This is a genomic window from Streptomyces sp. NPDC023723 (assembly GCF_040639815.1).
GTDB lineage: Bacteria > Actinomycetota > Actinomycetes > Streptomycetales > Streptomycetaceae > Streptomyces.
In genome coordinates this window covers 76,619-100,598 of the sequence record NZ_JBFAAP010000022.1, presented here as the reverse complement: position 1 = coordinate 100,598, position 23,980 = coordinate 76,619, and the positions used below count along the sequence as shown (strand labels likewise).

Below are 23,980 nucleotides of genomic sequence, written 5' to 3'. Positions count from 1 at the left end.
CGCTGCTTCTGCTACTTCTTTACACGAACAGTCTTTGTGGACCGGGTCTCGAGAGTCATCTCGTCGGCCTCCTCGACCTTCGCTTTCAGTCGCACAGTACCTGCCGCGGCGTCGACCACGTCCACCACCTTCGCAAGCAGTTTCGCAGTATCCGCGTTCCCGGAGGAGCCCGCGAGCTGAACCGCGCGGCCCAGTTTGGCCGTTGCTCCGTCTACATCTCCCGATTTGCGCAGTTCCAACCCTTGCTGGATGACTTGGGCCAGTTCCGCTTGCCCGGTGTAGTGGGCGACCTGGGGGTTGATCGAGGTGGAGGCGGTCAGGTCGTCCGTCCACACCGCCCGGACCAGACCCTGGGCGCCCAGACTGTGCGCGGACCCGTCGGGCCGGGGGACGACCAGGGAGACCCGCGCGGCCAGCATCTCCTGGCCGAGACCGGCCGGGGACACCTCCACGCAGACGTGGTAGTCCCGGGACTCGTCGCCCCACGAACCCGTGGGATAGTCGCCGGCCCGCGCGGTCGCCTCGGTGCGCCGGCCGGTCAGCTCCGCCACGGCCGGCGCGACCTGCTTGACGAACTTCACCGTGGCGCCGGCCGGGGTCCACAGCCTGAGGGCGACGTCCGCGACCTCCTTGCCCATGGCCGTCTCCATCATCCGCGTGAAGTCGGCGGCCAGTCCGTCCGGGTCGGCGACGATGTCGGCGGTGCCGAGCAGCGCCGAGGAGATCGCTGTGACTTCTTTCACTTCCCAGTCGGTGCCCACGCCCCGGGCGTCACAGGTGAACCGTCCGGCACAGGTGTCCAGCGCGGTCCGCAGGTCCTCGGGCGACTCGTGCTCGTTGCGTCCGTCGGTGAGCAGGATGCCGTGCCGGATGGCGACGTCCGCCGAGGACAGCAGCCGGTCGGCCAGCCGCAGCCAGGTGCCGATGGCGGTGCCGCCGCCCGCGTTCAGCTTGCGCAGGGCGAGTTTGGCCTGCTCGCGGGTGGTGGCGTCGGCGACCGCGAGGCGTCCGCCGCCCGGGTAGACCTCCTTGGCCACGTGGGTGCCGCCGATCACCGCGAAGTGCGTGCCGTCGCGCAGGGCGTCGATCGCGGCGGACGTGGCGTCGCGGGCGCCCCGCATCTTGGTCGGCGGGTAGTCCATCGAGCCCGAGCAGTCCACCATGACCGCGACGGCCGCGGCCGGGCCCTGGCCGGACGTGTACAGGTGCGGTGCCGTGACCGCGGTGCCGACGGTGCCGCCGCCGGTCGCGGTCACCGTGACGATCGCGTTGACCTCGCGCCCGCCCTCGGGCAGGTACTCGTTCTGGTAGACGTCCACCGAGAACCGCGGCGCGTTCGACTTCGAGAAATTGGCCATGCCGGTTCGCATCCCCCTCGACAGCGCCCCCGCCGGGGCGGGGACGCGGCGGTCGGCGGACCGCCCCCTGCGGTCCGCGAGGCCCCGTACGCGTGCTTTGTGCCGGTCGGCCTCAGGCCGATCCTGCCCCCTGCGGCGGGGCGGGGAACGGCACCACCGCCACTGTTACGTTGTCGTGGCCCCCGCCGTCCAGGGCGTGGCCGACCAGTACCCGGGCGCTGTGCAGCGGTCGCGCGGCGGCGTCCGGGGGGACCGCCTCGGCCATCTCCCGGGCGGATTCCGCGTAGTTCCACAGGCCGTCGCTGCACACCACGACCACGCCGGCCCGGTCGGGTTTGAACGAGGCGGTGTGCGGCTCCAGTTCGTAGGCGTCCGCGCCGAGCCAGCCGGTGATCGCGTGGGCCCGCTCGTCGGCGTACGCCTCGGCCTCGCTCATCAGGCCGGCGGCGACCATCTGGGCGGCCCAGGAGTCGTCCTCGGTGAGCCGGGCGGCCGGTGCGCGGCGGTCGGACGGCACCCAGTAGACCCGGCTGTCGCCGACCCAGCCGACCACCAGCAGCCCGGCGGTGACGACGGCGCCGACCAGGGTGCAGGCCGGGGCGTTCTGCTGCGGGGCGTGTTCGCGGGGGCCCGCGGGGTCGTCGGCCAGGGCGTCGACCGCGTGCGCGGCGGCGACGATCGCGTCGTGCATCGCCTGCTGCGGGTGGGTGCCGCGCTCCAGGGCGGCGAGCAGCGTCTGGCGGGCGGTGCGGGACGCGGCGAGCGACGCCTCGTCGGGGCGGGTCGCGGAGGAGACGCCGTCGCAGACGATCGCCACCGAGGCCGGGGTGCCGTCGGGCAGCGCGGTGTGGCCGACGCCGAACGCGTCCTCGTTGCGGTGGTGGCGCAGCCCGCGGTCGGTGACCGCGGCGAGCGGGCCGCACTCCTGCTCCATGTGGTCGCGTTCCCGGGGCTGGGCGTGCCCGCAGTTCTCGCAGTACCCGTCGTCGTCGACCCGGCCGGCCCGGCAGGCGACGCACACGGTGCCCTCCGGGGCGGCGGCGGGGGCGCCGAGGCGGGGGTCGGGTGCCTGGAGCAGGTACTCGTCCGGCTCTGGCGCGGAGTCCGGCCGCGTCCCGGCCGCGGCCGCCGGCGGCATCGACGGCATCGGCGGGGCCTGCGGCGGCGGGGCCTGCGGCGGCAGCGGGACGCCGCCCGGCGCCGTGCCGGGCGGCTCCGCCGCGGACTGCGCGGGGACGGCCGGGTCCGCGCCGGCGGGCGGTGCGACCGGTGCGGGCGGCGCCACCGGCGGGGGCGGCACGGACGGCGGGCCGGCCGGCGCGGGCGGCATACCGGTGGGCCCGGCCTGCCCGCCGGGCATCGGCGTACCGGCCGGCGCACCGGGCCCGGCCACCGTGCCGTTCATCACGACGGTCGGGCTGTCCACACACTCCACGGAGTCGGCGGGCGGCGCGGACAGGTCCAGCCCGCACGCACCGCAGAAACGGTCGCCCGACTCAAGCGGTTCGGCACAGCTGGGGCACATCGGCACGGCGGCCTGCCGGGGCATCTGCGACATCAACTACACCCACGTCCGGGGGCGGTAACGATTGGCACGTTCCACCAGGTCGATCCTCTCCTCGCCGCCACGGGCCAGCCGGGCCAGCGTGCGGTACGAACGCTCCAGCCCGAAGCGCAGGCCCCGTTCGTCCAGACCGCTGCCGAGCAGCGTCCGGGCCCCGGCGGCGGCGGGGTCCCCCTCGCCCGGACCCCCGCCCCCGGAGAGTACCCAGTCCAGCGCGCAGCCGAGGACTTCGGCCGACAACTGCTCCCGGCGCGCCGGGTCCAGACCGTACACGTCCAGCGCCTCGACCTGCCGCGCGGCGGCGGTCAGGTCCTCCAGGAACGGTACGGCCGAGGCGCCGCGCGTCAGTTGACGCAGCCGGGCCCGGGCCGCCGCCATCCGGGCCGCTATGTAGTGGATGGACGACTCCGGCACCGACTCCAGCGTGTGTACGGCGCCGCGCCGGTCGTCGGTGGCCAGCCGGACCCGGGCCAGGCCGAACGCGGCGCTCACATAGCTGGGGTCGGTCGACCAGACCAGCCGGTAGTACTCGGCCGCGTTGTCCAACTGGCCCAGCACCTCCGCGCACAGGCCGAGCGCCAGCTTGGGCGCGGGCTCGCCGGGGAAGGCGTCGTAGATCGCGTCGAAGGAGAGCGCGGCGCCCTCGTGGTCGCCGGTGACCAGCGCGGCCACGCCCCGGTACCACACCACCCGCCAGTCGTCGGGCCGTTCCGTCTCCAGGGTGCGCAGCGTCTCCAGCGCGGGCCCGGCCTCGCCCTGTTCCAGCCGGGCCCGGATCTGCCGCAGCCGGGTCTCGACCGACGGGGCCGGCGCGGCGGCCAGCGCCCCCAGCAGCTCGCCCGGCGCGGACGCGATCAGCCCGGCCAGGAACCCGGCGTTGGGGTCGGCCGGGTCGACCAGGGGCACGGGCAGCGCGAGGGCGGCCCGCGGTCCGTCGACGGCCTTGACCGGGCCGGGGGCGGCGGAGCTACCGGGGTCACCGGAGCCCTCGAGGACCCCCAGCCCCAGTCGGCCCTTGCCCCGGGCCCGCGGCGGCCGGGTGCCCAGCCGGGACACCTCGCCGTGCGGCTTCGGGAACAGCTCCGTGTCGGGGACCCGCAGTTCGGGCCCGAACAGGGTGGACAGCGCGGGCCGGGCACGCCCCGACTGGAGCGAGACGACCTCGCGCAGCACCCCCGTCAACTGCTCGGCCATCTCCTGCGCGGTGGCGAACCGGCGGTTCGGGTCCGGGTCGGTGGCGCGCACCAGCAGCCGGTAGAAGGACTCGTACTGGCGGAACACCTCGATGGTGTCGGGGTCCGGCAGGGAGTCGACGTAGACGTTGGTGTACCCCTGGAAGTCGAACGTCAGCACCGCCAGCGTCCGGCCCACCGTGTACAGGTCGGAGGCGACCGACGGGCCGACCTCCGCGACCTCCGGTGCCTGGTAGCCCACCGTGCCGTAGATCGCCGACTCGGCGTCGTCCATCCGGCGCACCGCGCCCATGTCGATCAGCTTGAGCTGGTCCTCGGTCTGGATGGCGTTGTCGACCTTGAAGTCGCAGTACAGCAGGTGCCGGCTGTGCAGGTGGTCCAGCGCCTCCAGCGCCTCGATGCCGTACGCGCACGCCTGCCCCACCGGCAGCGGGTCGCGGCGGCCCTCCGGGGTGCGCCGGCCGTTGGCGATCTCCTTCAGCGACTTGCCGCCGACGTACTCCATGACGATGTAGCCGTCGAGCGAGCCGGTGCGCTGGTCGAGGTGTTCGACGAAGTTGTAGATCCGCACGATGTTGGCGTGCTCGATCTCCGCGAGGAAGCGCCGCTCCGAGATGGCGGCGGCCATCGCGTCCTGGTCGCCGGTGTCGAGGAGGCCCTTGAGGACCACCCAGCGGTCGGAGACGGCCCGGTCCACGGCGAGGTAGATCCAGCCGAGCCCGCCGTGCGCCAGGCAGCCCGCCACCTCGTACTGGCCGTGCACCACGTCCCCGGCGCGCAGCTTGGGCACGAAGGAGTACGGGTGGCCGCACTTGGTGCAGAACCCCTCGGTGCGCCCCGGGCGGGCGCCCCGGGCCCGGCCGACCGGCGCCCCGCAGTCCGCCCGCGAGCAGAACCGCTTGCGCTCGGGCACCTCCGGGTGGTCCAGGACCATCGACCGGGGGTCCGGCCGCGGCACCCCCGGCACCTGGACCAGACCGGCGCCCAGCCGGCCGCGCCCGGAGGAGGCGGAGGTGGAGCCGGAACCGCGCACCGACACCGAGCGGCTGGTGGCCCGGCCGGACAGCGAACGGGACAGCCGTCCGGACACCGAGCGCCGGGACTTCGAGGACTGGGAGGACCCGGTGGACCGGGAGGACGTACGCCCGCTGCCGCCGCTCCGCGACGACCCGCTCTCCTCGGCGCCCCTGGCGACACCGGTGGGCGGCGAGCCGACCAGGCCGGACGGCGACACCACGGGTGCCAGTCCGCAGGTGTCGCAGTACAGTTCGCCGCCGCCGACGTCCTCGTAGCGGCCGTCGCAGTCGGGGCGCTGGCAGCCGCGGGGGACCGCCGGGCGGGCCGGTGGCACGGCGGGGGCCTGGGCCAGTCCGCAGGTGTCGCAGTACAGTTCGCCGCCGCCGACGTCCTCGTAGCTGCCGGCGCAGCCGGGGCGGCCGCAGGCGGGTGCCGCCGCCCGGTCCGGAGCCCCGGTCCGCTGTCCGCCCGGATCGCTCATCGCCCCGCCGCCCCCTCGTCCGTCCCGTCGCTCACGCGCCCGGCCCCGCGCCGTGCGCCCGGTCCCCGGTGGCCAGCAGCTCCGCCGCCGCCCGCTGGTAGCGCAGTACCGCCTGCTCGGCGACGCGCAGGTCGCAGGGCGCGCTCCACAGCATGCGGCGGGCCTTCTCGTACTTCTCCACCAGCTCGGGGTCCTCGGCCAGGCCGTGCCGGGCCACCTTGGCCTTGTAGGCGTCGAGCCGGCCGCGCAGCTCGGCCCGGACCGCGAGCGGCGCGGTCACCGCGGTCAACGACTCGCGGGCCCGGATCAGTTCGTCCTCCGCCTTCTGCTCCAGGGACTCCAGGAGCGGGGAGAGCCGGTGCCACTGGGCGTGCCGGCGGTACTCGGCGGCCGCCGCGAGCTGCTCCTGGAGCGCGGTCGGCGGGCCGCTGACCACCGGCACCTCGGTCGCGGCGATCTTGGCGAGCACCTCGCCGCGCGCCAGCCGGGCCTCGGCGAGGGTGCGGTCGGCGCGCGAGAGCACGTCCCGCAGCCGCACGATCCGCTGCTCGGCGTCCTGCCGCACCGTCAGCACCGCGTCGATCTCCCGGCGTACGTCCTCCAGCGCGCGCGCCTCGCGGTCGTAGACCGTGGTGTCCGGCCGGCCGCCGCCCGGCGCCGAACTGCCCTCGGTGGGCACCCAGTACGCCAGCGGGTCGGAGACGACCTCCTCGCGCAGCCGGGTCAGGGTGCGGGTGATCCGGTCCAGGTCGTCGCCGGCCGGGTGCTCGCCGGGGCGGACCCCGACCGAGTGCGCGAGCCGGCGGGTGCGCTGGAGCTCGGCGGCCAGCAGGTCGATGCGGGCGGGCAGCGCGGACCACACCGCGTCGGCGGCGACCACCAGGTCCAGCGAGGACGCGTACAGGTCGTTCATCCGGTCGACCAGCGCGGCCAGCGTGAAGCGCTCGCTGAGCAGGCCGCCGGTGGCGCCGGTGTCGGCCAGCGTGACGCACTCGCCGCGCAGCAGTTCGGTCAGCTCCACCAGGTCCTCGCGGCTGGACCAGCGGCGCCGGGCGCGCACCTCCCGGGCGGTGCGCAGGGCGTCCGCGTAGGCGTCGAAGTACGTCCACAGCAGGGTGATCCGCGCTTCCGTGTCCGACCACCGCTCCTTGGTGACGCCGGTCAGGCCGGCGCCTTCGAGGAGTCTGCGGCCCGCGTGGTCCTGGAGGGCGAGGAGCGAGGTCTCGATCGCCTCGTGCTCCGCGCCGAGCCGGGCCAGCGCACGGTCCACCTCGTCCCGGTCCATCACCGCCCCGGCGGGTCCCGTGACGCCCATCGATCACCTCTCGTCGGGTCGGTTGACGAATCGAAGTCCGCTCGGACGGCGGCCGGTTCAGCTCTCGCGCAGATACCGCGGCGTCGGGGGCTCCGACTTCGCCATGTCCGCCTCCGTCCCGCCCAGTGTCGCCGACAGCCATCGCTCGTACGACTTCCGCCAACCCTCGGGATCCTTGCGGAAGTCCACCAGGATCTTGTTCACCCGGCGTACCAGGTCGTCGGCGTTCTTCTTCATCGCCACGCCGTAGTACTCGGTGGTGAACGCGTCGCCCTTCAGCGCCACCGTGGGGTCCTGCGCGGCCTGGCTGGCGGCGAGCGCGCCGTCGGTGACCACCGCGTCGACCTGGCCGAGCTGGAGCCGGACCAGGCAGTCGAGCTGGTTGGGGACGGTGACGCTCAGGTCGGCGGAGGCGGCCAGATCACCGGCCGCCTGGTCCTCCGTCAGCTTGCTGAGCGCGGTGGAACCGGCCGCCGTGCAGATCCGCTGGCCGGCCAGGGTGGCGTCGTACCCCGTGATCGGTGAGGACTTGGGGGCGAGGAGCTGCTGGCCGGTGCGGAAGTAGGGGGCGGAGAAGGCGACGTCCTGGAGGCGGGAGCAGTTGATGGTCATGGTGCGGACCACCATGTCGACCCGGCCGTCCTGGATCGCCGTTATCCGCTGGTCGGTGGGGATCGCCTTGAACAGGACCGCGTCCGGGTCGCCGAGGATGTCCTCGGCGATGCGGTGCACGAGGTCGATGTCGAAGCCCTCCAGCTCGGCGGTGCCGCCGCTGTTGGGGTCGCGGTAGCCCCAGCGGTAACTGTTCTGGTCGACGCCGACGATCAGTTTGCGGCGCTCCGCGGGGCGGTCGCGGATCTCCTCGATGGTGGGGCCGTCGGCGTCGTCCGGGGCGAGCGTCTGCTGCTCCGGGGCGGCGCACTCGGCCGTGGCGCGGGCCTGGCTGCCGTGGGTGACCGCGCCGGTGCCGCCGGTGCCGCTCGCCTCGTCCTTCCCGGGCCGGACCGCGGGCAGCAGGCACAGGAACAGCAGCGCCAGGGCGCAGCCGACCGCCATCGCGGCCACTCCGCCCCAGCCCTTCGGCCGGGTCCGCGCACGTGCTGCTCGCATCGTCCTCACGCCTCCTTCCCCCGCTCCACCGCCCGTGGGTCCGCTGCCCGTGGGTCCGCCGTTCATGGGCGCGGTGCCCGTGGGTCTGCCGGTCATGGGTTCGCTGGCCATGGGTCCGCCGCCCGTGGGCGCGCCGCTCACGGGTTCGCCGCCCGCAGGCGCGCCGCTCATGGGTCCGCCGTTCACGGGTCCGCCGTTCACGGGTCCGCCGTTCACGGGTTCGCCGTTCATGGGGCCGCCGCTCATCGGTACTCCGACAGCCTGCGGGCGATGCCCAGCACCGCGCCGGCCGCGCCCAGGGCGGCCAGGGTGCCGGCGCCGGCCGGCAGGCCCGTCATCGCGCCCCGGCCGTCCCCGGCCGCCCGCTCGAACTCCTTCTCCTCGTGCGCGAGGGCGGCGGCCAGCCGGGTGTCGACCCCGTCGAAGTACTCGGCCGTCGCGTTCTCGTCGCCGATCACCATCTCCAGCGCCTGCTGGTAGTCGCCGTTCTCGTCCTCCTGCCGGGCGGCCTTGTGGCGCTCCTGCCACTTCGCCATGTCCCCGGCCGCCGCGGTCACCGGGCGCTCGCCCGCGGCGTCGTCGGCCAGCCGCCGGGCCTCGGCCAGCTCCTCGCCGAGGGTCTTCATCTCGGCCCGGTACTCGAGATCGTAGGCATCCTGCGGTTCGCCGCCCACCGTCCTGCTCTCGGCGCCGCGCGCCACCAGGGTCAGGTTCTCGTTGCCGCGGGCCTTCAGGGAGGCGAGCCGGGCCTCGTTCAGCACGTTCAGCGAGCGGACGCCGTGGTCGTAGGAGGCGCTCAGGTGGGACCGGGCCACGCTGTGGCCGACGACCAGCCAGAGCAGGACCACGACGGTGGCGGCGGTGGCCGCGACCAGGCCCTGGTTCAGCACCCGGTTGGTGCGCCGGTAGATGCGGTACTGCGCCCAGGCCAGCGCGGCCAGCGCCAGCACGCCGAGGGCGATCGCGGCCCAGGGGTAGCTCTTGGCGGCGCCGTAGTCGCCGCCCAGGCGCCGGTTCTCCGAGGTGTAGAGGGCCTCCGCCTTCGGGAGCATGTCCTTCTGCATCGTGTCGTTGGCGTAGCGCAGGTAGGCGCCGCCGACCGGGAAGCCCTGGCGGTTGTAGACCCTGGCGCGCTCGATGAGGCCCTTGTACTCGGGCAGCAGCCGGTTCAGTTCGGCGACGGTCGCGGCGGCGGCGGAGCCGGGCTCGGAGTTGGCGGCGGCGGTCACCAGACCCTCGGCGGCGGTGCGGATGCCGCGCTCGTAGCGCTCGCGGGAGTCCTTCGTCTCCTGCCCGCCGGCCAGGAACCCGGTGGAGGCCGCGGTGTTGGCCTCGGCGAGGGAGCGGTAGATGGCGGCCGCCTCGGAACTGAGCGGCTGGCTGCGGTGCAGTACGTCGTCGGCGGCCGCGGCCCGGTCGCTGGTCTGCCAGGCGGTGACGGCGCCGAAGGCGACGACGAGCAGGGCGAGCAGGGCGCCGATGGCCCGCAGCCGGCCGGGCTCGGTGACGGCGGCGGCGCGCAGCCGCTCCACGCCCTCGGCGAAGGCGGTGCGGCGCGGCGGAACGGGGCCGGGCGGCGGCGCCTGCGCGGCGCGGGCCTGGGCATGGACCTGTGCGTGGGCCGGTGCGGGCACCTGGGCCCGGGGCGGTACGGCGGGCAGCGGCGGCGTGGCCGGACCCGGCGGTGCGCTGCCGTTCGGCGCCTGAGCCACTCTGACCTCCCCCATGGTCATCCTTCACCGCAAGTATCGCCTGCCCGGGCCCGGATGCGCACCGGCCTGCACACGATCTTGTGCCACCGGACCCGAGGTCTTCGCACCCGTCCTCGCGCCCGGCACCACCCCTGCCCATCAATACGCCCGGGGAACCGGTTCGGTTCCCCGGGCGCCGGTCACTTGGTGGTGCTGGGCGGGGTCAGCGGGGAGGCCGCGGCCGACTGCGGGGAACTGGTGTTGGCGTAGGCGGAGGGGGCCGCCATGCCGGCCGTCGGGTCGGCGGCGCTCTGCTCGGACTCCTCCACCGGGGCGGTGGCGCCGCCGACGATGTCGATGTCGGCCGCGTCGAAGGCCCGCTTGATCCGCCAGCGCAGCTCGCGCTCCACGGTCAGCGCCTTGCCGGGCATCGTCTTCGCCGAGACCCGCACCACCATCGAGTCCAGCAGTACGGAGTCCAGGCCGAGCACCTCGATCGGGCCCCAGAGCAGCTCGTTCCAGGGCTCCTCCTTGCTCATCCGCTCGGCCACCGCGTCGATGGTGGCCTTCACCCGGTCCAGGTCCTCGCCGGAACGCACGGTCACGTCCACGCCGGCCGTCGACCAGCCCTGCGAGAGGTTGCCGATCCGCTTGACCTCGCCGTTGCGGACGTACCAGATCTCGCCGTTGTCGCCGCGCAGCTTGGTCACCCGCAGGCCGACCTCGATCACCTCGCCGGAGGCCACGCCCGCGTCGATGGTGTCGCCGACGCCGTACTGGTCCTCCAGGATCATGAAGACGCCGGACAGGAAGTCGGTGACCAGGTTCCGGGCGCCGAAACCGATGGCGACCCCCGCGACACCGGCGGAGGCCAGCAGTGGCGCCAGGTTGATCTGGAAGGTGGCCAGCACCATCAGGGCGGCGGTGCCCAGGATGACGAAGCTCGCCACCGAGCGCAGTACGGACCCGATGGCCTGGGAGCGCTGCCGGCGCCGCTCGGCGTTGACCAGCAGCCCGCCCAGCGCGGTGCCGTCCATGGTCTGCACGGTGCGGTTCATCCGGTCTATCAGCTTGGTGATCGCCCGCCGTACCACCACCCGCAGCACCGCGGCTATCACCACGATCAGCAGCACCCGCAGCCCGATCGCCAGCCACGTCGACCAGTTCTCCTCGATCCACCCGGCGGCGTTCGACGCGCTCTCCTGGGCGTCCTGGAGCGACGGCACGGACGGCGTCGACTGCGACGGGGAGGGCGAGGGGGTGGGGGTGGCCGACGAGGGCGAGGGATCGGCGGCCGCGAGGACGGCGGCGTAGGCGACGGACGGGGACACGGCGGGACCTCCAGAAAGCAGCGGCCCGCCCGTCCGGGGACCGGGGGAGTTGGTCCAAGGTCACGAAAAGGTCACCGGACGAGCGGAACAACCACACTAACGGGGCACGATGTGCGCACCCCCGGAATGCGGGAAGGAGAGACGGTGCTCACCCGCGCTTGAACTGGTCAGGGCCCGGGGGATGTATCAGGTGTGGTCGAAAACACTCCCAGCCCGTTACCAGGACATGGTGGCGCTCCCACCGACCCTGAGGGGAGACTGACTACGGATCGTCCCGGCGCGAGCCACGCGCCGCCGGCGTACAAGGAGGCCATCCGTGCCGCATGTCCTGGTCCTCAACGCGTCGTACGAGCCGCTCGGCGTCGTACCGCTCCGCCGCGCGCTCGTCCTCGTCCTCGAGAACAAGGCAGTCTGCCTCGAGGAGTCCGGCGCCTTCCTGCACAGCGCGACCGTCACCGTCCCCGCGCCCAGCGTGGTCCGGCTCAAGCGTTTCGTACGGGTCCCCTACCGGGGCCCCGTCCCCCTGACCCGCCGCGCGCTCTTCGCCCGTGACGGGGGCCGCTGCATGTACTGCGGTGGCGTCGCAACCAGCGTCGACCACGTGGTCCCGCGCAGCCGCGGGGGCCGGCACGCCTGGGACAACGTGGTGGCCTCGTGCCGCCGCTGCAACCACACCAAGGCGGACCGGCACCTCACCGAGATCGGCTGGCGGCTGCGCCACAAACCCGCCCCGCCCACCGGCCTGGCCTGGCGCATCATCGGCACCGGCCACCGGGACCCGCGCTGGCTGCCGTACTTGCAGCCGTACGGCGCGGACGACGCGCTGGCCCGGATCGACGGCATCTCAGCCTGACGGTCCGGGCTTCTGTGTACGCCGGGTCGCTCAGCGCGTCCAGTCCTTCAGCGGCTCGGTGTCCAGAACGATCCCGACCGGCTCGGGCAACTGGACCTCCTTGCCGAAGGGCAACGTCCGCACGGTCTCGTACCGCCCGCCATCGGCACCGCTGTACACCTTGACCTCGCAGGTGTCCCGGTCGATCAGGAGATAGACCGGGATGCCGGTCGCGGCGTACGCCCGCGGCTTGTCGACGCGGTCGCGCCGGTCGGTGTCGGAGTCATACGAGGTGACCTCGACGACCATGAGGACGGGGGCGGGGTCGGCCCATTCGCCCTGCCCGACAAACGCGTCCGCTGGGGCCAGGGAACCGTCGGGACGGGCGCGGCCCTCGCGGTAGGCCTCGACGGCCAGTCCCTGTGAAGGGTCCAGCCACAGATCGGGCCGGTGCTGCATGCAGATGCGTGTCAGCCACTGAATGATGCGTCCGTGATCGCCGTCCGGCACGGCCTTCCCCCCGAGATGTCCGTTGATGAACTCGAGCCGCGCGCCTTCTATGCTCCGGGCGGCATGGCGGGCGAGTTCCTCGAACTCGGTGACGAGCATCTGGGGCCGGTCGGCGGTCACGGTCACAAGGCTCCTCCGGGTGCGCGGGGGTCCACACGGTCAGCGTAGGGGAAACCGGGCCCGGCAGGCGGGACGTCCCACTCGGCGTACACCGTCTTGCCCACGCTTCGGGGCTCGCAGCCCCACCGCGCGGCGAGTGCCCCCACCAGCAGGAGTCCCCGCCCGAACTGCTCCTCGGTGTCGCCCGCCGGCCGTGGGATCGGCAACCGCTCACCGCGCGGATCGCTGACCTCGACGCGCAGCACGCGGTGACCGAGCGTGACGCCCACGCGGATGAGCCGGCCCCGGAGACCGCCGTGCAGCAGGGCGTTGGTCATCAGCTCCGACACGACGAGGGCGACGTCCCCGGCGATGTCCGCCCGCCCCCACTCGGCGACGAGCCGGGCGGCTCTGCGCCGGGCGAGCGGGACGCTGCGCTGAGTGGGGGTGTAGTCGAGCCGGTCTTCATGGAGCAGCGGGACGGGCAAGGGGGCGGGTTCTGTCATCGGTGACGTGCCTCCTGTGATCGGTCGGATACTCAACGTAGCCGCTTGTTGTTCTCGGGAGCAATCGCTACGGGGAATTAATTCCCTAGAGTTCGACTCGGGTGGAGATCACCGTCACACTGTGACCGTGACACGATCGACTCAAGCCGCAGGAAATCGGATGTCGACGGTTCTGGGCCGCAAGCTGGGAGCCGAGCTGCTGCGTCTGCGTGACGCGGCGGGCAGGACCCAGCAGCAGGCGGCCGGTGCCATCTCCGCCACCGCGACCAAGGTCGTGAAGATGGAGCGCGGGTGGGTTCCCATGCGTGACCCGGACATCCGGGCGCTCTGCGAGTTCTACGGGGTGCGCGAGGACCGGGCCGTCCACCGGCTCCTCGGTCTCGCCCGACTGGACCGGGAGCGCCGCAAGGCGAAGGGGTGGTGGAAGCAGTCGCCGCAGGCCGAGGAGTTGGCGGAGTACATCTCCATGGAGGACGTGGCCAGTCGCATCCGTACCTGGCAACAGGCGTTCGTGCCGGGTCTGCTCCAGACGCCCGAATACACCAGGGCGCTGGTGGTTAGCGAGGGCGTCTGGTCGGACCCGGACGAGATCGAGGGAGCCGTCGAGGTCCGGATGAAGCGACAGGAGCGCCTGCGCGGGAGTGATCCCTTGCAGTTGTACGCGGTCGTCTGGGAGGCCGCCCTGCGACAGCAGGTCGGCGGCGCCGAGGTGATGCGGGCCCAGTTGCAGCACATCCTGGAGCTGGCCCAGCTCCCCAACGTACGCCTCCAGGTGCTGCCCTTCCGGGCCGGCGGGCACGCCTGCATGGCGGGAGCCTTCAGCATCGTCTCGTTCGTCGAGCCGGAAGCCGCCGATGTGATCCACGTCGACACCATCGCGGCTACCGTGTGGGTCGAGGACGAGGTCGAGAGTGCCACGTACAACTCCTTCTTCGACCGCACCGCCCGACTGAGCCTGGCACCCAAGGACTCGCTCAGACTGATCGAGAGCATCAGTGAGGACATGCATCGATGAACGGCTTCGACTTTGTGAAGTCCAGCTACAGCAGCGGTAGCGGCGAGTGCGTCGAGGTCGCTCGCAATGTTCCCGGAACTGTTGCGGTCCGGGACTCCAAAGGCTGCGGTGACGGCCGGGCGATACGTCTAGGTCCCAAGGCGTGGGAGCGGTTCACGGTGTCGCTGGATAAGGACACGTGAATGAGCGTCTTCGACTTTGTGAAGTCCAGCTACAGCAACACCGCGGGCGAGTGCGTCGAGGTCGCCCGCAACGTTCCCGGAATCGTCGCCGTCCGGGACTCGAAGGGCGGCGACGGCAGTCTCATTCTCCGCGTGGAAGCGAGCGCCTGGGGGAGGTTCGTCGGCTCGCCGGAATTGTGACCAAGGTCACGATGGGCGGGTGGGGGCGTCTGGTTACGCATCCGCTGGGTAGGGCTGCCATAACCCCTGGCCGTACCCGACAAGGAGGCCTTCGTGGCTGTGCATCTCACCTTTCCCGCCCTCTCCAAACCCGTGGCGGAGCCCACCGCCGAATCCGAGGGCGGCGTCTTCGGCGCGCAGGACGCGTACGCCGAGCCGCCGCTCACCAGTGAGCCGCCGCTGCCCGATGCCGAGCCGCTCACCAGTGAGTCCCCCTTTCCTGATGTCGTGGCGCTGACCAGTGAGTCCTCGCCAGAGTTGACCGCGGTCATCCCCGAGCAGGGCACCGCCTCGTTCGCCGTACCGGAACCCGCGAGGCCGTAGGTGGCGGCGCCCGCGCCCCCGTCCGAGGAACTGACCCGGCTCGCCGAGCTGTACGGCGTCGCCGCCGCCTACCGGCCGTCCCCCGACCGTGTGGTCACGGCCTCCGCCACCGCTCTCACCCGCGCCCTGGCCGCCCTCGGCGTCGACGCCGAGGACCCGTCGGCCGCGCTCGCCGCCCGTGCGGCGGAGCTGCGCGCGCGGCTGCTGCCGCCGACCGTCGTGCACTGGGGCGACGGCCCCGCACCGGCCGCCCTGACCGCGCTGCCGGCGGGCACCGCGCTGCGCGTCGACACCGAGCAGGGCGAGCTCCGCACCGGTGCCGAGGGGCTGCCGCCCGGTGTGCACCGGCTGACCGCCACCGTCCCCGACGGACGTACCGCCCATGCCCACCTGATCGTCGCCCCGCCTCGGCTGCCCGCCCCGCCCGCCCGTTCCTACGGGCTGCTCGTCCAGCTCTACTCCCTGCTCTCCCGGCGTTCCTGGGGCATGGGCGACCTCGGTGATCTGGGCGAGCTGGCCGCCTGGGCCGGGCGTACGCTCGGGGCGGGATTCGTGCAGGTCAACCCGTTGCACGCGGCCGTTCCGGGGGACGACGGCGTACCCACGGACCCCTCCCCGTACCGGCCCTCCTCGCGGCGTTTCCCCGATCCCGTGCACCTGCGGATCGAGGACGTCCCCGAGTACGCGTACGCCGATGAGCGCTTCGACGAGCTGCTGGGCCGGGCCCGGCGGCTGCGGGACGGTGTGCTCGGGGGCGACCTCATCGACCGGGACGCGGTGTGGGAACTGAAGCGGCCGACGCTGGAACTGCTGCGCGCGGTACCGCCCGGACCCGGACGCCGCGCCGCCTACCTCGACTATCTCGCCGCCCAGGGGCAGGCCCTGGAGGACCACGCCACCTGGTGCGCCCTGGCCGAGGCGCACGGCTCGGACTGGCGGCGCTGGCCGGCCGGGCTGCGCGACCCCCGCTCCGCCGAGACCGCCCGCGCCCGCACCGCGCTCGCGGACCGCGTCGACTTCCACGCCTGGCTCACCTGGCTCACCGAGACCCAGCTCACCGACGCCCAGCGCACCGCCCGCGAGGCCGGCATGCCGGTCGGCATCGTGCACGACCTCGCGGTGGGCGTGCATCCGGTGGGCGCCGACGCGTGGGCGCAGCAGCGGTACTACGCGGCCGGGATGTCCGTCGGTGCCCCGCCGGACGCCTTCAACGCCCGCGGCCAGGACTGGGGCCTGCCGCCCTGGCGCCCGGACCGGCTCGCGGAGTCCGGCTACGCGCCGTTCCGGGACCTGCTGCGCGCCCTGTTCCGGTACGCCGGTGCCCTGCGCATCGACCACGTCATGGGCCTGTTCCGGCTCTGGTGGGTGCCCGAGGGGCTGCCGCCGACGGAAGGCACGTACGTCCGCTACGACGCCGAGGCCATGCTCGCCGTGCTCGTACTGGAGGCGTCGCGCGCCGGGGCCGTGGTGATCGGGGAGGACCTGGGCACCGTGGAGCCGGGGGTGCGGGAGGCGCTGCGGGCACGCGGGGTGCTCGGCACCTCGGTGCTGTTCTTCGAACGGGACTGGGAGGGCGACGGGCGGCCGCTGCCCGCCGACCGGTGGCGCGCCGACTGCCTGGCCACCGCCACCACCCATGACCTGCCGCCCACCGCCGCCCGCCTGACCGGCGAGCACGTCGGGCTGCGCGACCGGCTCGGGCTGCTCACCCGCCCGGTCGAGGAGGAACGGGCCGAGGCGGCGGCCGACGCCGGGGAGTGGCTGGACCTGCTGGCCCGGCTGGGTCTGCTGGACGGCTCCGCGGGTCCGGCCGCCGAGGAGGCCGGCATCCGGGCCGTGTACCGCTTCCTGCGCACCACCCCGGCCCGCATGGTCGGCGTCTGGCTGCCGGACGCGGTCGGCGACCGCCGCCCGCAGAACCTCCCCGGCACCTGGGACCAGTACCCGAACTGGCGACTGCCGATCGCCGACGCCGAAGGGCGCCCGGTGACCCTGGAGGACTTGGCCGCCGCGCCCCGGCTGCACGCGCTGATCGACGCCGTACGGGCCGGGCCCGGGACGTGAATGGTCATCTGGTCGACGCCCGGTCGGGTAGGTCGCCTCAGTCCGCCGCGTGCAGGGCCAGCAGGGAGCTGTAGGCACCCTCGGCGGCCCGGCCGGGCGCGGTGCCGGCCGGTGTGTGGGCGAGGAACGCCCCGGTCGGTCCGGTGTGGAGCACACGGCCTCCGTGCAGCACCGTGACGCTGTCCGCTTCCTCGGCGAGGTCGGCGACGTCGTGCGTCGACATCAGCACCTGGACGTCGTCGGTGACACTGCGCAGGATGTCCCGGAAGACACGCCGCTGGTGCGGGTCCATCCCTGCCGTGGGCTCGTCCAGGAGCAGTATCTCCGCGCCGTGGACTAGGGCGCCCGCCACACCGACACGACGCAGTTGTCCTCCGGAGAGCTGTGACGTCTTCGTGTTCGCTTTGTCGGTCAGTTGCACTCGCTGCAGTGCTCGGCGTGCCTGCGACCATGCGCCGTTGCGGCTCATGCCCTTGAGCCACCCCAGATACGCGACGTACTCGCGGGCGGTCAGGGAGGACATGGGGGTGATGTGCTGCGGCATCCAGGCGACGGCGCGGCGGTACGCCTTGCTTCGCGTCGGCAGACCGTGGCAGGAGACCGTGCCGACGCGAGGGGAGGCGACTCCGGCGGCGAGCTTCAACAGGGTGGATTTACCGGCGCCGTTGGGGCCGAGCAGGATGGTGAGCCCGTCCGGCAGCCGGTAGGAGAAGTCGGTCAGGATCGGCCGTTTGCGTCGGCTGTAGGCGTATGTGCAGGAGTCCAGTTCCAGCGTCATGACAGCTTCCTCGTCGAGATGGACAACTGTGCGGCGATCCCCGCGGCGAGCGCCAGCGCGGCGCCGACGGCGGCGTGCGGCGCGCCGACTGGCTCCGGGAGGATGGTCCAGGGGTAGGGGTCGAGCCTGCTGCGAAAGCCCAGGAAGACGACAGCCATCAGCCAGGCGATGGGCACCAGGACGGCTTTCTGGCCGACGACGGCGCGGGAGATCAGCGCGATCCCCACGAGGAATGCCGTGTTGCGGCCGACCGAGGCCGCGTCCCAGTCCCCGATCAGCAGCGCGGCTCCGAGTGCCGCCGCGGAGGCCGCCAGCACGCTGCCCGCCGACAGCGCGGCGTCCATGAGAGCGATCGGCCTGACGCCGGAAGCCTCAGCGGCGGACAGGCTGGAGTCGAGGCAACCTACGAGCCCGGAGACGACCACCACTGGCACGAACATCGACACGACCACGCTGGCGGAAGAGCCGGAGACGAGGTTCGGCAGGCCGACCGAGGCGTTCTGAGTCAGCAGGGTCAGAATGAACAGAGCCACCACACAGGCAGGCATGATCAGCGCTGCGCGCCGGGCGCGAAGCCAGAATCTCATGCGGTCTCCCCGCAGGCGTCCGCGAGGGTACGCGTGTACCAGCGGGACTGTTCGGCCGCCGGCCTCTTCCGGATCTCACCCACCGTGCCAGTCGCCTGGTCGAATGCCGTTCTGGCCCTCGCATCGGTTCTCGCCGCCGCGGCAAGACGGGTTCGGTAGGCGTCCTGCTGTCCGGTGACTTCGGCCGCCCACAGGTAAACGGCGTAAGCGTCAGCCGCGTCCGGGCGGGAGCACGAGAAGCGTACGGTGCCGTTCAGTACACGGAAGCGGATGGTCCCCGTCTTCGCCGCTTCGGTCAGGGGTATGCGAAGGGTCCTGGAATCGGAGGTTCGCGCCGTTCTGTCGGGCTGCAGAGTGTCGATGATGAGCGCGGGAGCCGGTTCGACGCCGACGGCTCGCAGCTCGGCAAGGACGGAGACAGCCTCCTGGCGCACTTCCTTGATGTTCTGGCCGGTAGCGGTGGGCATGCACAGCCTGGGTGCGGTGCCCACGCAGGTCACGGGTGCCTGACCGGTGAGCACGGGAGCGTTGTGCCCCCAGTCACGAACCATGGCGTACGCGCCCACGGTGCCGCTGACGGCGACCGCACCGGCCAGCCCGGCACGGAGGGCGACGGTGCCATGGCGCGTCCAGAGCAGTGCCACCCCGACGGCGACACCCCCAGTGAGAAGCACGTGCGGTACCAGAGAAGCCACAGTGGCGACCTCACCGAAGGCGAGGCTCGTCGGAAACCGACCGGAGAGATGGCGCGGCCACATCTCGTCGTAGGTCACGGAGAACGCCGTGAGCACCCAGACGACGACAAGCAGCATGGGCGCGGCCACATGACGCGGCACGCGTAGCCCGACACCGAAACCGATCACTGCGTGGGCGACGCAGATGAGGAAAGCCAGCACGAGTGGGCGCAAACTGGCGAAAGACGGCACACTGTCGGCGAACCCCAGACCCAGGGTCACGGGCATGAGAAGCATGAGCCAACTCAGCACGACGACAGGCGCCAGAACGTCCCAGGCGATGCGGTAACGGGATCGTGCGGCCGCAGAATCCCACACGTGGGCCATGGCAATTCGTCCGCTTTCCCAAGCGGAAAGCCCGGACGCGACAGCATAGGCAAACGAGTAGTCCGGCATCAGGACGTTGGAGACAATGGTCGGCGCATAGCCGTAATACGACTCCAGATCGCCGCGTCCGACGAAGAAATAGAAGACCGGCAGCGCCAGGGCAACCGGTGCCGCCCACAGGGCGCTACTGGTGCGTACAACGGTAAGGAGACGCAAGCTGCTGTCCTCTCGGAACGGACAGAAATGGGCGCTGGGGCTCCATGGTGGGACCCCAGCGCCATAGTGATACGGGCTGGCCGACTAGTCCGCTTGCGTGGTGTCGACGTAGACGACGTCCACGTCAAGCAAGCCCCCACCGTCTCCGACCGTCGAGGTCTCGAAGTAGTACGAGCCGCTGTCCAGTCCGGTCCATTCGCCCGCGCTGACCGACGTGGAGCCGTTGTAGCAGTTGGTGAAGAGGTGGGTTCCCTGGGAGTCGTCAGGGTAGAGGTCGATGGCCTTCCACAGCTTGACCGTCACCTTCTCGCTGCCGTACTGCGCGGTGCAGCCCTTGAAGCGGACTTCCGAGTAGCTCTCGTCGTCCCAGTTCCGGGATTCTTTTCCGTCGGTCCAGCTTGAGATGGAGCTCTGCCAGTTCGCGAAGGCCGGCGTTCCTGCCAGTGTGACGGCCGCAGTGACGCCGACCACCAGGGCAGCACGAAGTTTGTTCACAATCCCCCCCGGGGTGAACAAGAGTTGACCAAATGGCAACTGTAAGGTGAATGGGCTGACCCTAGTCATGCATGATCGAACGTGTCAATAAAACCGCTCGCCCGGTGCGGGTCAATGGCGAAAACCCTTTGGCGCCTCGGTCGATTGTCGGGATTGAATTGTCGGGATTGACCTGTATATGCCGCTGATTCCTTCGGTTTTTGAGCCACCGGAGGCGGCGCTCGGGGGCGGTGTGCCGGACCGCCGCCCGGAGCGTGGGCGGTGGCCGAGTGGCGGAAGTGTCGGGCCGAGGCCCCGTACGGCACCCCGGACGCGCGAGCCCGGGCGGCGTTCGCTAACTTGGGGGCGTGGACAAGAAGAACGCCTTGCGCGCCGGCACCCTGGCGGCCGGTACGACGCTGATGATGCTGCTCATGTCGTCCCCCGCGCTCGCGCTGACCCGCGACGACGGTGACGACCCCGGCACGGGCCTGAGCGTCATCGAGACGCTGGGTCTCTACGTCTTCGCCCCGCTCGTGCTGTTCGCGATCATCGCGGGGCTGGTCCTGGTCCTCGACCGCTCCAAGGAGGAGCACCGGGTGACCAGCCGCAACATCAAGACCCGGGAGACCATGGAGAAGGCCGACGCCAAGGCCTGACCCCGGTTCTTCCCCGGCTTCTGCACCTGATTTCCGTCGAGGGCGCCTGCCACGTGGCAGGCGCCCTCGACGTGTGTCACGGGCTCGGCGCGGTGAGGTAGCGCTGCACCGTGGGGCCCAGCCACGCCACGACCTCCCCCTCGGACAGCTCCACGGCCGACGGGATGCGCAGCACGTACCGGGTGAGCGCCAGCCCCAGGAGCTGTGACGCGACCAGGGCGGCCCGGGTCGGGGCCTGCTCGGGGTCCGGGCAGATCCGCCGGGCGACCGGCAGCAACTGGTCGCGGAAGATGCCGCGGGTGCGCTCGGCCCCGGCGGTGCTCAGGGCGCCGGCCCGCAGGACGGCCGTCAGTACGTCGTCCTTCTCCCAGAGGGAGAGGAAGTGCCGGACCAGGGCGGCCCCCACGCCGTCCCGGGGCAGGGCGGCGACCTCGGGCAGTCTCAGGTCCACGGTGACGGCCGCCGTGAAGAGGCCCTCCTTGCTGCCGTAGTACCGCATGACCATCGAGGGGTCGATGCGCGCGTCGCGGGCGATGGCGCGGATGGTGGCGCGGTCGTAGCCGTCGAGGGCGAACCGCTCGCGGGCGGCGTGCAGGATGGCGGCTCGGGTGGCGTCGGAGCGGCGGGGCGGCGTCGGGGAGGACATGCCCACGAACGTAGGCCAACATGCGTGGGCCAACAAGTGTTGACGGCGTGTCCGCGCGGTTTTACGGTGACAACGAGCGTTGGCAAACAGTCGTTGGCAAGCGGTTGTTGGCAAACAGTCGTTGGCGAACAGTCGTTGGCGAACAGTCGTTGGTACCCCCACGTGCAGGAGGCCCACCATGAACGGCACGCACCGTCCCGTGATCGTCGTCGGCTCCGGTCCCACCGGCCTGCTCCTGGCCGGGGACCTGGCCGCCGCCGGCGTCCCCGTCACCCTCGTCGAGAAGCGGTCACCGGAGATCAGCAACCTCTCCCGCGCCTTCGGACTGCACGCCCGCAGCCTGGAGCAGCTCGACGCCCGTGGCCTCGCCGAGCCGCTGGAGGCGATCGGCCGCCGCATCGACCGGCTCCGCTTCTTCGGCCTCCGGCTCGACTTCGGCGCCCTGCCGTCCCGCTTCAACCACGTCCTGATGCTGCCGCAGTACGAGGTGGAGAAGGTGCTGCGGGGGCGGGCGGCGGAGGCCGGCGTCGAGTTCCGGTACGAGACGGAGGTGACCGGAGTGCGTCAGGACCGGGACGGGGTGACCGTCGACGTCCGCGGGCCGGGCGGGGTCCCCGGGGAACTGCGCGCCGGGTACGTCGTCGGTGCCGACGGCGTGCGCAGTGCCGTGCGGCACGCGGTCGGGCTGCCCTTCCCCGGCCGTGCGGTGATCCGTTCGGTGGTCATCGCCGACGTGCGGTTCGCCGACGAGTCGTACGCGGAACTGGTCGGGGACTCCGTGCCGGGCGCCTTCGTCGTCATCGTGCCCTTCGGCGACGGCTACCACCGGGTGGTCGGCTGGCACCGCGAGCACAACGTGCCCGACAGCGAGCCGGTCGGCCTGGCCGAGGTCAAGGAGCTGGTGCGGCTGGTGACGGGGCGGGACTTCGGTATGCACGACCCGCGCTGGCTGTCCCGTTTCCACAGCGAGGAGCGGCAGGTGCCCGCCTACCGGGTCGGCCGGGTCCTGCTGGCCGGCGACGCGGCGCACGTGCACAGCCCGGCCGGCGGCCAGGGCATGAACACCGGCCTCCAGGACGCGGCCAACCTGAGCTGGAAACTGGCGGCCGTCCTGCACGGCCGGGCACCGGACACGCTGCTCGACAGTTACCAGAGCGAACGGCACCCGGTCGGCAGGTCGGTGCTGCGCAGCAGCGGCGGCATGATCCGGCTCGCCATGGCGTCCCGCCCCTGGGAGCGGGCGCTGCGCTCGGCGGCCGTCACGGCGCTGGACCACGCGGGTCCGGTGCAGCGCCGGGTGGCCGGTCTGATCTCCGGTCTCGGGTACCGGTACGCGGCGCCGCGCGGCGCCCATCCCCTCACCGGCCGGCGGGCTCCCGACGTGGCGCTCGCCGGTGGCGGTCGGCTGTACGAGGCGCTGCGCGGCGGGCGGTTCGTACTGATCACGCCGGACGGGGGCGGGCACGGGGACGGGCCGGGGGACGGCCGCGCGGACCGGCTCGTGTCGCGGCACTGGGCGAGCGGACGCCGTACGGCGCTGCTGGTGCGGCCCGACGGGTACGTGGCCTGGGCGGCGGAGGACGCGGACGGGGCGGCGGTGGCGGCGGCACTCGCGGCGCGGGTGTGCTGACCGGTGCGCGACACTTCACGCACACGTCGCTGCACGCATCACGCACACGTCGCTGCACGCACACGTCGCTGCACGCGCACGTCGCTGCACGCGCACGACGCCTCACGCGCACAGCCGGTCCAGTGCCGCCCGGCTCGCGTCGTCGTCGGCACGGCCGATCATCAGCCGCTGGTCGGTGTCCTGAAGCGGCATGAGCACCTCGAACCGCACCGCGATCACACCGGCGCCGGGATGCCGGATGACCTTGCGGCCGCTGCCGTTCACCTCGATGTCCCGCTCGGCCCACAGCCGCGCGAACCCGTCGACCTGGGTCATGAACTCGGCGATGAGGCCGGTCAGCGCCGGGTCCGCGGGGTGCGCGGCCCACGCGGCGCGCAGGTGGGTGATGCCCTCCCGCAGGACGCGTTCCCGGTCGACGTAGGACTCGCGGATCTCCGGATGGCGCAGACACAGCCACATCGCGTTGCGCCGGGCCGGCGGCAGGGTGTCGAAGTCCAGCAGCAGTCGCGCCATCTCGTGGTTCCAGGCCAGGATGTCGAAGCGGTGGTTCATCAGCATGGCCGGCAGCGGTGACAGGTCCGCGACCAGCCGGGCCAGCGGCGGCGCGGCGGTGGTGGTGGCGGGCCGGCCGGCGCTGCGCGGGCGGCGCTGGGCCAGGTCGAAGAGGTAGGCGCGTTCGGCGGGGGCCAGCCGCAGGGCCCGGGCCAGTGCCTCCAGCACGTCCGCCGAGGGCCGCAGCCCGCGGGCCTGTTCCAGCCGTACCACGTAGTCGACGCTGACGCCGGCCAGCTCGGCGACCTCTTCGCGGCGCAGTCCCGGGGTCCGCCGGGACCGCCCGCGTGCCGGCAGTCCCGCCGCCGCCGGGTCCAGCCGTTCGCGACGGGCCCGCAGGAAAGCGGCCAGCTCCTGGGTGGCGTCCACCGTGCGGGTCGTCATGCCCGGTGCAACAGCCAGGGTAGGACGGCTGTTCCCAGGAAGCGTCTTCCCTTAACCCCCCGCCCGCCCCGCCCGCAGGCTGATCCCCGACGACGGAACACCAGCTCCGACGACGGAACACCAGCTCCGACGACGGAACACCAGCTCCGACGACGGAACACCAGCTCCGACGACGGAACACC

The 23,980-nt window shown here is 72.6% G+C and carries 23 protein-coding genes; 8 read left to right on the top strand and 15 right to left on the bottom strand.

Annotated elements, in window-relative coordinates; all coding sequences use genetic code 11:
* Window positions 1-11 precede the first annotated feature (11 nt).
* The 7 genes from AB0G32_RS22855 to AB0G32_RS22825 form a co-directional block, all read right to left on the bottom strand.
* A complete protein-coding gene (locus tag AB0G32_RS22855; RefSeq protein WP_361166127.1) occupies window positions 12-1,358 on the bottom strand; it encodes a VWA domain-containing protein in 1,347 nt (448 codons plus the stop codon).
* A gap of 112 nt (window positions 1,359-1,470) precedes the next feature.
* Window positions 1,471-2,916, bottom strand: a complete 1,446-nt coding sequence (locus AB0G32_RS22850; protein ID WP_361166124.1) for a PP2C family serine/threonine-protein phosphatase — start codon at window positions 2,914-2,916, stop codon at window positions 1,471-1,473.
* Between the two features lie 3 nt (window positions 2,917-2,919).
* Window positions 2,920-5,613 (bottom strand): tetratricopeptide repeat protein, encoded by a 2,694-nt coding sequence (locus tag AB0G32_RS22845; RefSeq protein ID WP_361166121.1) that lies wholly within the window; start codon window positions 5,611-5,613, stop codon window positions 2,920-2,922.
* Between the two features lie 31 nt (window positions 5,614-5,644).
* Window positions 5,645-6,928, bottom strand: a complete 1,284-nt coding sequence (locus AB0G32_RS22840) for a hypothetical protein (protein WP_361166118.1) — start codon at window positions 6,926-6,928, stop codon at window positions 5,645-5,647.
* Between the two features lie 57 nt (window positions 6,929-6,985).
* Complete coding sequence (locus AB0G32_RS22835; protein ID WP_361166115.1) at window positions 6,986-8,038, bottom strand: glutamate ABC transporter substrate-binding protein; 1,053 nt, start codon at window positions 8,036-8,038, stop codon at window positions 6,986-6,988.
* Between the two features lie 242 nt (window positions 8,039-8,280).
* Window positions 8,281-9,765, bottom strand: coding sequence for a hypothetical protein (locus AB0G32_RS22830; protein ID WP_361166112.1), 1,485 nt, complete (start codon window positions 9,763-9,765; stop codon window positions 8,281-8,283).
* A 164-nt stretch (window positions 9,766-9,929) separates the two neighbouring features.
* Window positions 9,930-11,060: a mechanosensitive ion channel family protein gene (locus AB0G32_RS22825; protein WP_361166109.1), complete on the bottom strand. Its 1,131-nt coding sequence runs from the start codon at window positions 11,058-11,060 to the stop codon at window positions 9,930-9,932.
* Between the two features lie 316 nt (window positions 11,061-11,376).
* Between AB0G32_RS22825 and AB0G32_RS22820 the strand changes: the two genes are divergently transcribed.
* On the top strand, window positions 11,377-11,913 hold the full coding sequence (locus tag AB0G32_RS22820) for an HNH endonuclease (RefSeq protein ID WP_361166106.1): 537 nt from the start codon (window positions 11,377-11,379) through the stop codon (window positions 11,911-11,913).
* 30 nt (window positions 11,914-11,943) lie between these two features.
* Here AB0G32_RS22820 and AB0G32_RS22815 read toward each other — a convergent pair whose 3' ends face one another.
* Both AB0G32_RS22815 and AB0G32_RS22810 read right to left on the bottom strand, forming a co-directional pair.
* Entirely contained in the window at window positions 11,944-12,528 is a 585-nt protein-coding gene (locus AB0G32_RS22815; protein WP_361166103.1) for a Uma2 family endonuclease, read from the bottom strand.
* Window positions 12,525-13,007 (bottom strand): ATP-binding protein, encoded by a 483-nt coding sequence (locus tag AB0G32_RS22810; protein WP_361166100.1) that lies wholly within the window; start codon window positions 13,005-13,007, stop codon window positions 12,525-12,527. The genes AB0G32_RS22815 and AB0G32_RS22810 overlap by 4 nt, the downstream gene beginning before the upstream one ends.
* Window positions 13,008-13,167: 160 nt before the next feature.
* Here AB0G32_RS22810 and AB0G32_RS22805 point away from each other — a divergent pair, with 160 nt between their 5' ends.
* The 5 genes from AB0G32_RS22805 (at window position 13,168) to malQ (ending at window position 16,811) form a co-directional block, all read left to right on the top strand.
* A complete protein-coding gene (locus AB0G32_RS22805; protein WP_361166097.1) occupies window positions 13,168-14,022 on the top strand; it encodes a helix-turn-helix transcriptional regulator in 855 nt (284 codons plus the stop codon).
* Window positions 14,019-14,204: a DUF397 domain-containing protein gene (locus AB0G32_RS22800; RefSeq protein ID WP_361166094.1), complete on the top strand. Its 186-nt coding sequence runs from the start codon at window positions 14,019-14,021 to the stop codon at window positions 14,202-14,204. The genes AB0G32_RS22805 and AB0G32_RS22800 overlap by 4 nt, the downstream gene beginning before the upstream one ends.
* Window positions 14,205-14,384 (top strand): DUF397 domain-containing protein, encoded by a 180-nt coding sequence (locus AB0G32_RS22795; RefSeq protein ID WP_361166091.1) that lies wholly within the window; start codon window positions 14,205-14,207, stop codon window positions 14,382-14,384.
* Window positions 14,385-14,477: 93 nt separating this feature from the next.
* Complete coding sequence (locus AB0G32_RS22790; RefSeq protein WP_361166088.1) at window positions 14,478-14,747, top strand: hypothetical protein; 270 nt, start codon at window positions 14,478-14,480, stop codon at window positions 14,745-14,747.
* Window positions 14,748-16,811: a 4-alpha-glucanotransferase gene (gene malQ / locus AB0G32_RS22785; RefSeq protein WP_361166085.1), complete on the top strand. Its 2,064-nt coding sequence runs from the start codon at window positions 14,748-14,750 to the stop codon at window positions 16,809-16,811.
* Between the two features lie 37 nt (window positions 16,812-16,848).
* Here malQ and AB0G32_RS22780 read toward each other — a convergent pair whose 3' ends face one another.
* The 4 genes from AB0G32_RS22780 to AB0G32_RS22765 form a co-directional block, all read right to left on the bottom strand.
* Window positions 16,849-17,589: an ATP-binding cassette domain-containing protein gene (locus tag AB0G32_RS22780; protein WP_361166082.1), complete on the bottom strand. Its 741-nt coding sequence runs from the start codon at window positions 17,587-17,589 to the stop codon at window positions 16,849-16,851.
* On the bottom strand, window positions 17,586-18,176 hold the full coding sequence (locus AB0G32_RS22775) for a hypothetical protein (protein ID WP_361166079.1): 591 nt from the start codon (window positions 18,174-18,176) through the stop codon (window positions 17,586-17,588). The genes AB0G32_RS22780 and AB0G32_RS22775 overlap by 4 nt, the downstream gene beginning before the upstream one ends.
* Window positions 18,173-19,453, bottom strand: a complete 1,281-nt coding sequence (locus AB0G32_RS22770; protein WP_361166076.1) for a hypothetical protein — start codon at window positions 19,451-19,453, stop codon at window positions 18,173-18,175. The genes AB0G32_RS22775 and AB0G32_RS22770 overlap by 4 nt, the downstream gene beginning before the upstream one ends.
* Window positions 19,454-19,537: 84 nt before the next feature.
* Complete coding sequence (locus AB0G32_RS22765) at window positions 19,538-19,948, bottom strand: hypothetical protein (protein WP_361166074.1); 411 nt, start codon at window positions 19,946-19,948, stop codon at window positions 19,538-19,540.
* A gap of 347 nt (window positions 19,949-20,295) precedes the next feature.
* Here AB0G32_RS22765 and AB0G32_RS22760 point away from each other — a divergent pair, with 347 nt between their 5' ends.
* The gene (locus tag AB0G32_RS22760; RefSeq protein ID WP_361166071.1) at window positions 20,296-20,586 is read left to right on the top strand and encodes a hypothetical protein; all 291 of its coding nucleotides are present in this window, start codon (window positions 20,296-20,298) and stop codon (window positions 20,584-20,586) included.
* 76 nt (window positions 20,587-20,662) lie between these two features.
* On the opposite strand, the gene AB0G32_RS22755 is transcribed toward AB0G32_RS22760, so the two are convergent.
* Complete coding sequence (locus AB0G32_RS22755) at window positions 20,663-21,232, bottom strand: TetR family transcriptional regulator (RefSeq protein WP_361166068.1); 570 nt, start codon at window positions 21,230-21,232, stop codon at window positions 20,663-20,665.
* Window positions 21,233-21,410: 178 nt separating this feature from the next.
* Here AB0G32_RS22755 and AB0G32_RS22750 point away from each other — a divergent pair, with 178 nt between their 5' ends.
* Complete coding sequence (locus tag AB0G32_RS22750; RefSeq protein WP_361166065.1) at window positions 21,411-22,862, top strand: FAD-dependent monooxygenase; 1,452 nt, start codon at window positions 21,411-21,413, stop codon at window positions 22,860-22,862.
* 102 nt (window positions 22,863-22,964) lie between these two features.
* On the opposite strand, the gene AB0G32_RS22745 is transcribed toward AB0G32_RS22750, so the two are convergent.
* Window positions 22,965-23,798 carry a helix-turn-helix transcriptional regulator gene (locus AB0G32_RS22745; RefSeq protein ID WP_361166062.1) on the bottom strand — a complete coding sequence of 278 codons (834 nt, stop codon included), beginning with the start codon at window positions 23,796-23,798 and terminating at the stop codon, window positions 22,965-22,967.
* Window positions 23,799-23,980: the final 182 nt, after the last annotated feature.

Excerpts from the sequence above, each read along its gene's own strand:
- AB0G32_RS22830 (WP_361166112.1), bottom strand. The coding sequence starts at position 9,765 with ATGGGGGAGGTCAGAGTGGCTCAGGCGCCGAACGGCAGCGCACCGCCG.
- AB0G32_RS22780 (WP_361166082.1), bottom strand. The coding sequence starts at position 17,589 with ATGACGCTGGAACTGGACTCCTGCACATACGCCTACAGCCGACGCAAA.
- AB0G32_RS22835 (WP_361166115.1), bottom strand. The coding sequence starts at position 8,038 with ATGCGAGCAGCACGTGCGCGGACCCGGCCGAAGGGCTGGGGCGGAGTG.
- AB0G32_RS22755 (WP_361166068.1), bottom strand. The coding sequence starts at position 21,232 with ATGTCCTCCCCGACGCCGCCCCGCCGCTCCGACGCCACCCGAGCCGCC.
- AB0G32_RS22855 (WP_361166127.1), bottom strand. The coding sequence starts at position 1,358 with ATGGCCAATTTCTCGAAGTCGAACGCGCCGCGGTTCTCGGTGGACGTC.
- AB0G32_RS22775 (WP_361166079.1), bottom strand. The coding sequence starts at position 18,176 with ATGAGATTCTGGCTTCGCGCCCGGCGCGCAGCGCTGATCATGCCTGCC.
- AB0G32_RS22810 (WP_361166100.1), bottom strand. The coding sequence starts at position 13,007 with ATGACAGAACCCGCCCCCTTGCCCGTCCCGCTGCTCCATGAAGACCGG.
- AB0G32_RS22795 (WP_361166091.1), top strand. The coding sequence starts at position 14,205 with ATGAGCGTCTTCGACTTTGTGAAGTCCAGCTACAGCAACACCGCGGGC.
- AB0G32_RS22750 (WP_361166065.1), top strand. The coding sequence starts at position 21,411 with ATGAACGGCACGCACCGTCCCGTGATCGTCGTCGGCTCCGGTCCCACC.
- AB0G32_RS22805 (WP_361166097.1), top strand. The coding sequence starts at position 13,168 with ATGTCGACGGTTCTGGGCCGCAAGCTGGGAGCCGAGCTGCTGCGTCTG.
- AB0G32_RS22850 (WP_361166124.1), bottom strand. The coding sequence starts at position 2,916 with ATGTCGCAGATGCCCCGGCAGGCCGCCGTGCCGATGTGCCCCAGCTGT.
- AB0G32_RS22800 (WP_361166094.1), top strand. The coding sequence starts at position 14,019 with ATGAACGGCTTCGACTTTGTGAAGTCCAGCTACAGCAGCGGTAGCGGC.
- AB0G32_RS22745 (WP_361166062.1), bottom strand. The coding sequence starts at position 23,798 with ATGACGACCCGCACGGTGGACGCCACCCAGGAGCTGGCCGCTTTCCTG.
- AB0G32_RS22840 (WP_361166118.1), bottom strand. The coding sequence starts at position 6,928 with ATGGGCGTCACGGGACCCGCCGGGGCGGTGATGGACCGGGACGAGGTG.
- AB0G32_RS22845 (WP_361166121.1), bottom strand. The coding sequence starts at position 5,613 with ATGAGCGATCCGGGCGGACAGCGGACCGGGGCTCCGGACCGGGCGGCG.